At 65.1% G+C, this 11,831-nt stretch carries 11 protein-coding genes; 3 read left to right on the forward strand and 8 right to left on the reverse strand.

Going from position 1 to position 11,831, the window contains the following annotated elements:
* The first annotated feature begins 11 nt into the window (after positions 1-11).
* Complete coding sequence (locus AAFP30_RS07850) at positions 12-989, forward strand: LacI family DNA-binding transcriptional regulator (protein WP_419229311.1); 978 nt, start codon at positions 12-14, stop codon at positions 987-989.
* 110 nt (positions 990-1,099) lie between these two features.
* Positions 1,100-2,338, forward strand: coding sequence for a lipase family protein (locus AAFP30_RS07855; protein WP_419229312.1), 1,239 nt, complete (start codon positions 1,100-1,102; stop codon positions 2,336-2,338).
* A gap of 18 nt (positions 2,339-2,356) precedes the next feature.
* On the opposite strand, the gene AAFP30_RS07860 is transcribed toward AAFP30_RS07855, so the two are convergent.
* Entirely contained in the window at positions 2,357-3,766 is a 1,410-nt protein-coding gene (locus AAFP30_RS07860; protein ID WP_419229313.1) for an amidohydrolase family protein, read from the reverse strand.
* Between the two features lie 46 nt (positions 3,767-3,812).
* Complete coding sequence (locus AAFP30_RS07865) at positions 3,813-4,238, reverse strand: MarR family winged helix-turn-helix transcriptional regulator (protein ID WP_419229314.1); 426 nt, start codon at positions 4,236-4,238, stop codon at positions 3,813-3,815.
* Positions 4,239-4,263: 25 nt separating this feature from the next.
* Between AAFP30_RS07865 and AAFP30_RS07870 the strand changes: the two genes are divergently transcribed.
* A complete protein-coding gene (locus AAFP30_RS07870) occupies positions 4,264-5,511 on the forward strand; it encodes a multidrug effflux MFS transporter (protein WP_419229315.1) in 1,248 nt (415 codons plus the stop codon).
* Here the strand turns inward: AAFP30_RS07870 and AAFP30_RS07875 are convergent.
* From AAFP30_RS07875 to AAFP30_RS07900, 6 genes are all read right to left on the reverse strand, one after another.
* Positions 5,501-6,526: an NAD(P)-dependent alcohol dehydrogenase gene (locus tag AAFP30_RS07875; protein ID WP_419229472.1), complete on the reverse strand. Its 1,026-nt coding sequence runs from the start codon at positions 6,524-6,526 to the stop codon at positions 5,501-5,503. The two genes, AAFP30_RS07870 and AAFP30_RS07875, sit on opposite strands and share 11 nt — an antisense overlap.
* A 5-nt stretch (positions 6,527-6,531) precedes the next feature.
* On the reverse strand, positions 6,532-7,329 hold the full coding sequence (locus AAFP30_RS07880; RefSeq protein WP_419229316.1) for an iron-sulfur cluster assembly protein: 798 nt from the start codon (positions 7,327-7,329) through the stop codon (positions 6,532-6,534).
* A 2-nt stretch (positions 7,330-7,331) separates the two neighbouring features.
* Entirely contained in the window at positions 7,332-8,369 is a 1,038-nt protein-coding gene (locus AAFP30_RS07885; protein ID WP_419229317.1) for an amidohydrolase family protein, read from the reverse strand.
* Between the two features lie 245 nt (positions 8,370-8,614).
* A complete protein-coding gene (locus tag AAFP30_RS07890; RefSeq protein WP_419229318.1) occupies positions 8,615-9,652 on the reverse strand; it encodes an HNH endonuclease in 1,038 nt (345 codons plus the stop codon).
* A gap of 162 nt (positions 9,653-9,814) precedes the next feature.
* Positions 9,815-10,711: an LLM class flavin-dependent oxidoreductase gene (locus tag AAFP30_RS07895; protein ID WP_419229319.1), complete on the reverse strand. Its 897-nt coding sequence runs from the start codon at positions 10,709-10,711 to the stop codon at positions 9,815-9,817.
* Positions 10,711-11,820 (reverse strand): DNA adenine methylase, encoded by a 1,110-nt coding sequence (locus AAFP30_RS07900; protein ID WP_419229320.1) that lies wholly within the window; start codon positions 11,818-11,820, stop codon positions 10,711-10,713. The genes AAFP30_RS07895 and AAFP30_RS07900 overlap by 1 nt, the downstream gene beginning before the upstream one ends.
* Between the last annotated feature and the right edge of the window lie 11 nt (positions 11,821-11,831).

Here is an 11,831-nt window from a genome sequence, read left to right on the forward strand (position 1 = left end):
CGATCTACCAAGTGGCAGAAACCGCCGGTGTCAGTATTTCGACGGTGTCGCTCGCGCTGAATCATCCCGATCGGGTCAGTCCGACGACGCGCGATCGCGTGATCGAAGCGGCCGGCGAACTCGGCTACCGGCCTCGGGCCACACCCTCGTCGAGGGCGCGGCTGCGCGTCGAACGGATCGCCGTGCTGGCTCCGTTCAGTAGCTACGAGTCCTACCTGACCAGGCTTGTCGGCGTTCTCGACACGTTCGGGCCCGACGATGTCGATGTCGTGGTCCTCGATGCGCCGTCGGCGGCCGAGGCGAGTTCCCCCCTGCTCGAGACACTCCCGGTGCGGGGAGACGTCGACGGATTGCTGATCATGGGCGTGCCGTTGGGTGACAAGGGCGCGGACCGCTTGAAACGCTGGGGTCTGCCGGCCGTTTTGGTGGACTCCGCCCACCCTTCGTTCAGTACGGTGGCCTTCGACGACGAGGAAGCCGGGCATCTCTTGGCCGCACACCTGCTCGACCGTGGCCACGACCGACTGGCGTATCTACACGAACCCCAACGATCCGGCGATTACGTTTCCCCTGCCATGCTTCGCCTCCGTGGCATCCGCCGTGCACTGCGCGAGGCCGGCCATGACGACGACGCATGCGTGGAAATGATCCTTCCGGGAACCGATTTCGCGGCCGCGCGACACTTTGCACCGACACTCGTCGAACGTTCCGACGGTCCGACGGCCGTCATCGCTCACCACGATGTTCTTGCCGCAGGTCTGCTGACCGAGCTGCGCACGATCGGCACGGCGGTGCCCGAGGCGATCGCCATTGCCGGGTTCGACGACGGCGCGCTGGCCGAAGGGCTGGGTCTGACCACGGTCCGCCAGCCATTCGTCGATTCCGGCAGGCAGGCCGCTCAGATCCTTCGTGCGCAGATCCAGACGCAGGGGCAATACGCCACGCGCACACTGCTGGCGCCAGAATTGGTCATTCGCCAGACCACCTGACCTCTTGTAACACGTTGACAAGAGTGCGATTGCTCACCTAAGTTCCTTCGTCAAAGCACTTCGATACCTCGACGGTGCATGACTCAGCGGATCATGAGGGAGATTGCCCCGTGCGAAAAGCCGTACTGTGCGTGTTGATGGTGGCCCTGTCGTTTGGCCTCACCACCACGGCTGTTGCCCATGCTGAGCTACCTCGGCCGGCCGCCGACGCCTTCTATCGTTACGACGGCCCGCTCGCCGGAGTCGCTCCCGGCACGGTGCTGCGCAGCCGCCCCGTCACCACGCCCTTGCCCGGCACCGCGACGCAGGTTCTCTACCGAACCACCGATCAATTGCGCCGACCCGCCGTGACCGCGGCGCTGGTCGTCCGGCCGAACGGTGCGGGCAAGAGTGGGACGCGCATCGTGGCCTACCAACAGCCCTACGATGCCCTCGACTCTCGGTGCAACCCGTCGTATGCGACCACCATCAACGGAGTGCCGACGGTGGATCAGGCCGCGCTCGCCGCCGCTCTGACGGCCGGATACACCGTGGTGACCACCGACTACGAAGGTGCCGACATGCATTTCGGGGCGGGCCACGAGTCGGGCTACGGCACTCTCGACGGCATCCGAGCAGCCCAGCGGGTGATCAAGACGAATCCGCGATCGACTCCTGTGGCCATGATCGGTCTGTCCGGCGGCAGTATTGCCACCGAATTCGCTGCCGAACTGGCCGCCACGTACGCACCGGAACTCAACATCGTGGGGGCTGTCGTCGCCGGATTGCCGGTCAATATCCTGCGCATGCTCGACTACATCGACGGTAGCCCGAGCTGGTCCAAGGTCATTCCGCTGGTCCTCGCCGGCACTCTCGAGAGTTACGACTACGACGTCAACCGCTACCTGTCCCCATATGGCACCGCTATCGTGAAACGCGCCCGCGGCATGTGTGGCGCGGATCTTCAGCAGTTGCCGGTACTTACGATGCGCAGGATGCTGAAGCCGCAATACCAGAACTACCAACATCTTTCGCCATTCGTCGACATCAGCAAGAGACTGACCATGGGGACCGCCGGGACCCCGCGGTTCCCCATCATGATGATCGCCGGAAACAGCGACGGCATCGGCGACGGAGTCATGGTTGCCGCCGACCAACGCTCACTCGCGCATTCTCTCTGCGATCGCGGGGTGGCCGTCGACTACCGCGAACTTCCCGGCGTCGAGCACACCGTCAGCGGCGTATACGCTTTGGCGCAAGCCGTGCCGTTCCTTCAAGCGCGCTTTGCCGGAAGACCGCCGGTGAACAACTGCTCCTCCATCGCCCCGAGTGCACCACTCGCTTCCCTCGCGCGTGTTACAGCCCGGTAGCAACTGCCGCTGCTGCGGTCAGAGCGGTGCCTCTATTCGTCGCCCCTGCACGTACACCTCCGCAATCGCGGGTTCGCGCAAGGCCATCAGCAAGGTGAACAGGGTCTGATCGCGGGCGCGGATCTCGTCGTCGGCGCGAATACCATGGGCGAGTGCGGCTTCCAACGGCATCCACCGATCAGGTTGGATGACAAGGAAATCCGCCTCCTTCCCGACATCGAAGTTGCCGAAGCGGTGTTCTTGGTCGAGTGCGCGGGCGCCGGCAAGGGTTCCGGTGAACAGCATTTCCGCCGGATGCATGGCGACGCTGTCGTCGCCGGGCTCGCTCAGGTGCACCTTGAACGCATCCGAGAGCACCCGCGAGATCAACCACTCGTCACCCGCCCCGACATCGGTGCCTGCCGCGACGGTGACGCCGGCGGCGACGGTCCGGCGCCACGGCATCGTGCCGGAGCCCAGGAACAGTTGCGAGACCGGGCAATGTGCGATCGAGGTGCCGGTGTCGGCCATGCGGGCGAGTTCGTCGTCGGTGCAGTGCACCGCGTGCGCCATGATCGTCCGGCGTCCGAGTAGTCCTTTGCCGCCGACCTTGCCGCCGGGCAGGAACATCCCGTCGTAGGTGTGCAGGTAGCTCTCCACCCCGAAACCGCGCTTCACCAAATCGATTTCACCGGTGCCGGGACGGTTGTTCTCGTTCAGGTGAGTGTGTACGTAGACGCCGCGGTCGCGGACGTCGGCGTAGAGGTCGCCGAGCGCGGCGAGGGTGTCGACGGTGACCGACAGGGAGAAGCGCGGCACGATCGCCGCGTAGGTCAGGGCGGTGTCGGGATCGTCGGAATCCGTGCCGTGCCAACGGTTGATCTCATCGGCGGTGAGGTCGACGGCGTGCTGTTCGGAGGTGATCAGCGGCGCCGCCGACGGCCCACCCACCGTCTGGATGCCGCGTCCACTGACCAATCGCAGTCCCGCCCTGCGGGTTTCGGTGAACAGCGCGTCCTGCGCGTGCGGGAATGCGGAGCCGAACACCATGGCCGCGGTGGTGCCGGCGGCGATTCGACGGGCGGTGAAATCGCGGGCGATGCGTGCCGCGAACTCGGGATCGGCCAGGCGTGCCTCGGCCGGAAAGATGCAGTTGTCCAACCACTCCAGCAGTTGCCCGCCGCCGTAGGCGTCGACCGAGTAGGTCTGCGGAAAGTGGATGTGGGCGTCGACAAAGCCGGGGATGAGGTACGCGTCACCGTGATCGAGGATGGCCTCGTCGGGGTCGTCCACGCCGGGGCGGCGATCACGCGGCCCGCAGTAGACGATCATGCCGGCGTCGTCGAGCACGAGCGCACCATCGGGCAGCCAGACGAGGGCTGCGTCGGCCTCCGACACCGACGGTCGGCCGGCGACGTGGAAGATCCGCCCGAGGTGTGTGGTGCTCATCCGCCCACGAAACCACAGGTTGGGCCGTTCGGCCGGGTGAGCGGAGTCAGGGCTGACGCAGGCCGAGTTCGATTCGACGGAGCACCGCCAGCGTCTCCTCGACTCCGGTGAGGTCGCCGTCGAGGGCGTCGCCCAGACATCTCGTCCACTCCTGATAGAGGTGGTCGATATTTCGGCGGGCCTGCGGCGTCGTCGACAACCGCACCAGTCGCGCATCCTGGTCGTCGCGGCCACGCGTGATCAGGCCGTGTGCCTCCAGGCTCTTCAGAGCCACGCTCACGTTGCTCTTCTGCAGGTTCGTCGCGGTGGCGGTCGCACTCGGTGAGGTGCCCTCGTTGGCGTCGATCCAATGCAGCACCGCAGCCTCGGTGTCGGTGAGCGGGGCGAGGCCGAAGCGATGCGGTTCGACGCTGCGCGCGATCCGCACGATCAGATCAGCCAGGGTCCCGAGCGGCATAGATTGCGAACTCATAACCATTATGATTCCATAACTAACTATGGAAATCGAGGAACTGTCGCGCACCGCTGTGTCCCGTGACACCGGACGGTCGTCGGTGAGTGGGCCATTGCTGCTGGTCCTCGCGCTGCTCTCGGCGGTCGCCCCCTTTGCGACCGACATGTATCTGCCCGCCTTCCCGCAGATGACCGAGGAGCTCAGCGCGTCCGCGACCGCCGTGCAGCTGACGTTGACCGCTTTCCTCATCGGCGTGACCATCGGTCAGTTGGTCTTCGGTCCGATCTCCGATCGCCTGGGGCGGTTCCGGCCGCTGGTTTTCGGTGCCGCGCTCTGTGTCGTCGCGAGCGCGGTCGCGGTGTTTGCGCCGAGTATCGCGGTGCTGGTGATCGCCCGCTTCCTTCAAGGCCTCGGTGGTGCGGCCGGCATGGTGATCGGCCGCGCGATCATCTCCGACCTCGCGAAGGGCAAGGCCGCTGCGCGGGCGTTCAGTCTGATGATGATCGTCGGCGGGGTGGCACCGGTGATCGCGCCGCTGTTCGGTGGCTTCCTCGTCGGACCGATCGGCTGGCGCGGCATCCTCGGCGTCGTGCTGGCGCTTGCGGTGCTGATGCTCGTGTCTATCCTGGCCGTGGTGCGCGAGACACTTCCCGTGGAGCGTCGAGCCGAACTCGCTCACCGGCATGCCGACGACGAATCCCCGTTGGCCGCCCTCCGCTCACGTCCGTTCGTCGGCTACTCGCTGACCTTTGCGTTCGCGTTCGCGGTGATGATGGCCTACATCTCCGCCTCGCCGTTCCTGTACCAGGACATGATCGGACTCGGCACGGTCGGCTACGGACTCGCGTTCGGCGCAAATGCGTTGGCGCTCACCGCGGTCAGCGGGCTGGCCGCGCGATTGACCGTCACCTACTCGGTGCGCGGCGTCGTCGCAGTCGGCATCGGATTCGTCGCTGCGTCGACGGTGGTGTTCGGGCTCCTGGTGATCGCCGACGTTCCCGCCGGGTGGCTGGCGGTACCCATCTTCGTTGCCGTCGGCAGCCTCGGCCTGGTGTTCGGCAATGCCACCGCCCTGGCACTGCAGTCGGTTCCGAAGGCCGCGGGCAGTGCGTCGGCGGTGCTCGGCGCACTCCAGTTCGGCCTGGCAGCCGCGGTGTCCCCACTGGTGAGTATTCGGGGTGAGGACACCGCCGGACCGCTGGCCGTCGTGATGCTGGCCGCGGCCGCGATCGCGGTGGTGGCGTTCGTGTTGGCCGGCCGCGGCTCCCGGAGCGGTGTGCCTACGGCGTGAGGATCGCCCGTCCGCGGACGTTGCCGTTGTCGAGATCGGTGATGGCGGATTGGAAATCGTCGAGCGAGTACTTCTGGGTGTGTAGGTTCACCGAGCCGCGGGCGGCGAGTGCCATGAGGTCGCACAGATCGTTGTAGGACCCGACGAGGTTGCCGATGAAGTTGATCTCGGTGGAGATGATGTCGATCGTCGGCACGTTGATGTTCTCGCCGTAGCCGACGACGTAATAGTCTCCGGCCCTGCGCAACATCGCGACACCTTCACTTGTGGCGCCACCTTCGCCGACGAAGTCGACGACCGCCTCGGCGCCGTTGCCGCCGGTCAGTTCCTGCACCTGCTCGATCTGGGAGCCATCGGCCACCACACCGTGATCGGCGCCGATCGACAGGGCCAGTTTCACCGCGTCGGCATTGCGGTCGACGACGACGAGTTCGGCCGGGCTCAGTGCCTTGAGGACCTGAATCCCGATGTGGCCCAGACCGCCTGCGCCGATGATGACGCACTTGTCACGTGGGGTCAGTCGCTTGGCCGCCTTCGCCGCCGCGTGGTACGCGGTCAGGCCGGCGTCGGCGAGTGCCGCAACATCCGAGGGCTCCAGCGAATCGTCGATCTTGACCACGCTGCGCGCCGACGTCTTCAGGTATTCGGCGTACCCGCCATTGGTATCGATGCCGGGAAAGGCGTTCTGCTCACAGTGCACATCGTCGCCGGAGCGGCACGCGCGGCATAGCCCGCAGGTGATGAGCGGATGCACGATCACCTTGTCGCCCTCGGCCACGTTGGTGACATCCGGGCCCACCGCCTCGACCCAGCCGGCGTTCTCGTGGCCGATCGTGTACGGCAATTGCACCTGGGATTTCTCGGCCCACTGCCCTTCCAGGATGTGCAGGTCGGTGCGACACACACCGGCGCCGCCGATCTTCACGATGACGTCGAACGGTCCTGTCGGCGTAGGCTTTTCCACCTCCGACATCTCAAGATTCTGGTGATAGCCGACAACCTGTACGGCGCGCATGGTGCTCACAACAGTGCTCCTTCCGGGGATGCGGGTCGAACGGTGAGGTCAGACAGTGGGATGAAGGTCGGATCGTAGGAAACGTCGGCCGGCTCGCTGCCGAGCAAGCGTGGCGCCTGATCGTCCTCCGATCCGGGATAGCGGGTGCGCAGCAGTCCGCGACAGAAGTGCGCGTTGCCGTCGATGGAGATACGGGTGGATCTCGCGCGCCGCAACGCCATCGGCACCTGCTCGGGGGTATAGGTGGCACCATCGGCGTCCACCATCACGATTGCGGTTGGTGCCGTGGACAATCCGAGTGCGGAACGCCGCCGCAGCAGCGCAGCGGTGTGGTCGTCGTCGGGGAGTTCGGCGAGGGTGACGGTGCCGAGGTTCTCGATCGGACGATCCGGGTCGGCGCGCAGCAGGCCGGTGAGGCACCGTTCCATCGCCGCCGTATGCGCCTTGCGGATGAACGTGTTTCGCAGTTCGTCGAGTGACTCGTGTGCCTCGTGCTTGAATGTGCCGCGGTAGCCGGCATCGGCGGCCAGACCGGTGTTGATGAGCTCGGAATCGTGATGATCGTCGAGTTCCACTACCACGTGTTGGGTCGAATCCAGGCCGGTCAGCGCATCTTTCGCATCGGAGGCCATGAGGTAGGCGAAGTTGGGGGAACAGAACGACGTGGGTAGCCGGAGATGCACTTCGACGTCGTGGTCGTCGACCGCCACCGATCGGACAAAGCCGAGGTCGGTGATGGGTTCGTCGAGTTCGGGGTCGATGACGGCGCCGAGTGCGGTCATCACCTCGTCGTGGAGAGTCATCCTCACGCCCCCACGACTTCGTCGGCACCTCGTGGGCCGGTGGCGGTTTCGTCGGCGTCGGCGAGCTGCAACTCGGCCGGAACCGGGATGTTGTACATCTTGGCGGCGTTGAGTCCGAGGATCTTCTTCTTCTGGTCGAGGGTGATCTGCGAGTATTCGGTCATGTCCTCGGGGATGTTGAAGTCGACGAAACTCTCGATCAGCCACCGCGGAGTCCAGAGGGCGTAGTCCGACGAGAAGAAGATCCGGTCCTCGCCGATCCAGTAGAGCAACTCGCCCATGATCTGGGCGAAGTAGCGCGGCCTGGTGTGGATGAACGGGATCGCCACGGCCAGTCCGGCGTAGACGTTCGGTTCCTGGGTGGCGATCCAGCAGAAGTCCTCCAGGCGGGGAAGCCCGCAATGCTCGACGATGAAGTTGAGGTCGGTGAAGTCGGTGGCCACATGGTCGACGTCGGCGACGTCGAAGGCATCGCGGTCGAGCGGGCGGATGGTGGGGCCCTTGTGGATGTGGATATTGGTGATGCCGAGTTCGCGGCAGGCCTCGAGGTAGCGGTAGGCCCAGGGGTCGGTCAGTTTGTACCCACGCGATTCGCCGTGCCACTCGGCGGTGTAGAGCTTGACGCCCTGCAGGTTGTACTTCTCCGCGTCGAGACGCAGCTGATCCAGCCCGACCTCACCGTTGCGCGGATCGAAGCAATGGTTGTACGTCAGCTTGTCGGGATGCTTCTTCGCCAGCTCCGACGCCTCCGCGGTCTGTCCGAACCCCTTGTAGTAGAACTCGCCGAGATAGGCGGGTTGGAAGATCGCGTGGTCGACGTAACCATCCTCGAACAGATCCTTCATCAGCCGGTCGCCACCCTGATAGAGGTAGTCCTCGTAGCTCCATACCTCGGACTCCGGCGACAGATTTCGGTGATAGTCATAGAAGCAGTCGATGAACTGTTTGCCGTGGATGTTGCGTTGATTCTCCGGCCGACCATCCCACAGTGCGATGTGGGCATCGACGATGAAAAAGCTGTTCCCGTCCTTGGTGTACATCACGCATCCTCTCTCGCGGCGTGGTGGCTGTCACACCGTCTACCGTGACCTTAGGAGCGTCCGGCCCGCGGTTGAGCGTGCCAACGTCTCAATGTGAGACATCGACGGCAGGGGGTGGCCCCGGGGGATCACTATTTTGTTGTCAAAGATCGTGCGCGGTCCCGATGGTGGTCGGGTGCGCGGGAAATGTGCTGAGCTCTCCGCTGGTTGAGCAGCCCCGACGAAGGAGGGGCGTGTCGAAACCCTCACGCGGCACTCCGATCGTCAAGGCTCATGGTGCGCCGGTTGTAGGCCGGGATGGGTTGTCGTCGTGGATCTCTCGATGCCGGCGGGATGAGCCAGGGGTGTCCGTCGGCGCCCATGATGCTGTCCCAGCCCAGGTGGTGAACGTCGGCGTGACATGACGGGCAGAGGAGGCATCCGTTGTCGAGGTCGGTCGGACCTCCCTCACTCCAGAACAGCCGATGATGCGCGTGGCCCCAGCGGGCGGGTGCCCCGCACTTGATGCAGCACTGGTCCCGGATGATGATCGCCTTGCGGATGTGGCCGCAGCCGCATCCACGATCAGGTCGAGCGCATCGCTCTGACGCCGGGCGGTCGACCGTGAATCCTCCGACCCGTCCGGCTCGGGCCGTTTCTTCGACAGTGAACTGATGGCGCCCATCAACTTCTCCCCGGTCACGATGTCGACGTCCCCCCCGAATGCGCACCCGGCCGTCGACCTTGCTCAACGTGAGTTCGTTGAGGGTGTGGTCCTCGGCCGCGGGCAGCCCACCGGTTTCCGTGGCGTACTCATTGCCCAGCGCCCGGGCCTTATCCGTGATCTCGGTGGGGGTGGCGCCGGAGGCGGCTTGGGCGATCAGCGCCGATTCCACCTCTCGCTTCTCTTCGTCGCACAGACCGTCCAGCGCACGGCGCTCGACGTGGCCCAGTCCGGCGACGATGGCGTCGAGGTGTTCGATCGGGAAGACCCCGTCCTCGGCATACCCGGGGAGCAACTGCATGGCCGGGAGACCGCGGCCGATGCGTAGGACTCGGTCGGCCACCGAGGGTGCCAATCCCATCTCGATGAGCAAGGGTTTGATCTTCCCACCGCATTGGGTGGCCACCCCGAGGCGGTCCATCTCTGCGGCACACACACTCAGCAAGTGTCCGAGGGTGTTGGACAGGTCGATGATCGCGCGGGTGGTGTCGAAGGCCTGGCGTCGGGTCAGTCCGGTGACGGTCAGCTCGCGGGCGGTGGCGAGGAGGTCGGCGGGTGTGGGAGCGGTGGTGGAGGGCATACCTCAATTCTACTCGCACACACGTTCGAGGCAATGGAATTGAAGCATCAAAATCGACTGTGCACGAATACTTTTCGCGTCCCGAAAGACCCGGAATCCATCAGTCTATCGGGCAGGTCCGACAGTCTCGGTGGGCCGATTCGGGCGATAGTCGCCCAGGCTTCACGAAGAGAACTCGGCCGCGACCTCCACCGCCCGGCGCAGTTGGTCCGGGTCGCTACTCGTCGGGATCAACTGCACCTCGTCGGTGCCGATCCCGGCGAACCCCCGCAACACTTCCGTGAGTTCCTCCTCCGTGCCGGCGAAGCCGGTGGTCGGAGCCATCGCATCGACGAACTCCGCCGGAATCCAATTCATGTAGTGCCGCAGATGTCGGTGCATCTGCTCGCGCGGACCGTCGCCCTCGCCGAGTGCGAACCAGAACGACGTGGCCAAGTGCGGCTGCGGTTTTCGGGCTTCGGTCCACGCGTCGCGGGCAATGTCGAACAGTTCGCGCTGCTTGGTCAGGTCGAGATCCAGCGTCACCCCGGCCACCCCCGATGCCCACGCCGCGGCGCTGCGGATGGTCCGCGGACCCGTTGTGCCGACATGTAATTCGGGTCCGCCGGGCTGAACGCTGGGTGGCCCGACGGGCAAGACCGAATCGGTGAGCTTCTCACCGGCCCACACCCGGCGCATCGTGGCGGCACTCTCGGCGAGGGTTCGCATGTTCTGCCGCGTCGTATCCGCGCCGACGGCGTGATAGTCCTCGTGCCGACCGCCGATCCCCAGGCCCACGGTCAGCCGGCCGTCACTGAGCATGTCGCCGGTGGCCAGCGACTTCGCCAGCAGCACCGGGTCATGGAGTTGCGGTACGACGACGGTGGTCACCAACCGGACACGGTCGGTCCACGCCGCGAGTGCGCCGAGGAGAGTGAGGCAGTCTGGGTTGTCGAAGGCGATACGTTCACCCCAGCACGCCGAGGAGAACGGACCGTCGTCGATGCCCTGCGCCCAGATCTGCAGCAGTGCGGCGTCGAGGTCGGGTTCCATCACGGGCATCGTCATTCCGATGTGCATCAGTGCCTTTCGACGAGGAAGAGATGTTCGGTCACGTGCGTGGCACGGCCGCGGAGGTTTCGGCTGCCGCGAAAAGTGTTGTAGCGCTCTCGGAATTCGGTTACCGTGCCGACGGCGGACAGGATGTCGGTCATCTCGGCGGGGGAGATGTAGCCTTCGTCGTTGAACGACACGAGCAGGAATGACGCGTCGAGGTCCTCGACGAGCGCCCGCATCAGTTGCGGTGATTCGCGGCGCACGTTGTACCCGGACCGATTCCAGTCGACGGGAATCCCGGACACCGCACTCATCTGCGTCGGCCGTCGGTAATCGGCAATCAGGTTGAGCATGAAGTAATTCGACCCGTACGGATGCTGGTTGTACGGCGGATCGAGGTAGGCGAGGTCAACGTGGCCGATGCGGCCGGGCAGATCGTTGGCATCGATCTGCAGGACAACCCGATCCGCGTCGTACCGACTCAGGACAGGTACCGCCGGCGTGATGGTACCGAGGATGCGCAGCAACGCATCCCCGCCGGAACCGCCGAACCGCCCGACGCCGGTCGAGCGATCCTTGTAGAACCCCTTGAACACCCCCGACGTGTTGGCGTGTACCGATGCCGCAGACAGCAACGGCGCCAACAGAAATGGTTTGATGCGCTCATCGAGGGAGTGGATCAGGGACGCGTAGGCGTCGAGGCGGCGAGCGTTGTCGACGGTGTAGAAGACACGTTCCCCGGGTTGGATGTCCGTGTCGTCGGTCGGGGCGTACAGCTCTTCGATGAAACCGTCGACGCGGTATCCGGACTCGACCTTCGAGGTGAACTCGCCTACCAGATAGGTGATTTCGTCGAGATCGACCTCGCCGCGGTTCGCCAGATAGCACTCGCTCATCACCCTGGCATAGGATTCGAGGTCGTTCGCGATGATCGTCGATGAGCGGGCCTTGAGCAGTCGCGACACCGCACCGCTGCCGGAGAAGGCGTCAAGTACCGTCATCTTCCGGCCGAGCCGCTCCTGGACCTGCGCGGCGGCTCGATCGATCACCCCCAGCAGTGCGCGCTTGTTGCCGAGGTAGGTGAGCAGTTGATCGGAGAGGTAGGCGGGGTCCTCGTCAGGTTTTGCCGCCATGGGCGCAAGTG

The organism is Gordonia sp. CPCC 205515 (genome assembly GCF_048537925.1).
Classification (GTDB): domain Bacteria; phylum Actinomycetota; class Actinomycetes; order Mycobacteriales; family Mycobacteriaceae; genus Gordonia.

Bases quoted from the DNA above. Each gene is read 5' to 3' on its own strand.
- AAFP30_RS07860 (WP_419229313.1), bottom strand. From the start codon at position 3,766: ATGAGCACCACACACCTCGGGCGGATCTTCCACGTCGCCGGCCGACCG.
- AAFP30_RS07865 (WP_419229314.1), bottom strand. From the start codon at position 4,238: ATGAGTTCGCAATCTATGCCGCTCGGGACCCTGGCTGATCTGATCGTG.
- AAFP30_RS07870 (WP_419229315.1), top strand. From the start codon at position 4,264: ATGGAAATCGAGGAACTGTCGCGCACCGCTGTGTCCCGTGACACCGGA.
- AAFP30_RS07875 (WP_419229472.1), bottom strand. From the start codon at position 6,526: ATGCGCGCCGTACAGGTTGTCGGCTATCACCAGAATCTTGAGATGTCG.
- AAFP30_RS07880 (WP_419229316.1), bottom strand. From the start codon at position 7,329: ATGACTCTCCACGACGAGGTGATGACCGCACTCGGCGCCGTCATCGAC.
- AAFP30_RS07885 (WP_419229317.1), bottom strand. From the start codon at position 8,369: ATGTACACCAAGGACGGGAACAGCTTTTTCATCGTCGATGCCCACATC.
- AAFP30_RS07890 (WP_419229318.1), bottom strand. From the start codon at position 9,652: ATGCCCTCCACCACCGCTCCCACACCCGCCGACCTCCTCGCCACCGCC.
- AAFP30_RS07895 (WP_419229319.1), bottom strand. From the start codon at position 10,711: ATGCACATCGGAATGACGATGCCCGTGATGGAACCCGACCTCGACGCC.
- AAFP30_RS07900 (WP_419229320.1), bottom strand. From the start codon at position 11,820: ATGGCGGCAAAACCTGACGAGGACCCCGCCTACCTCTCCGATCAACTG.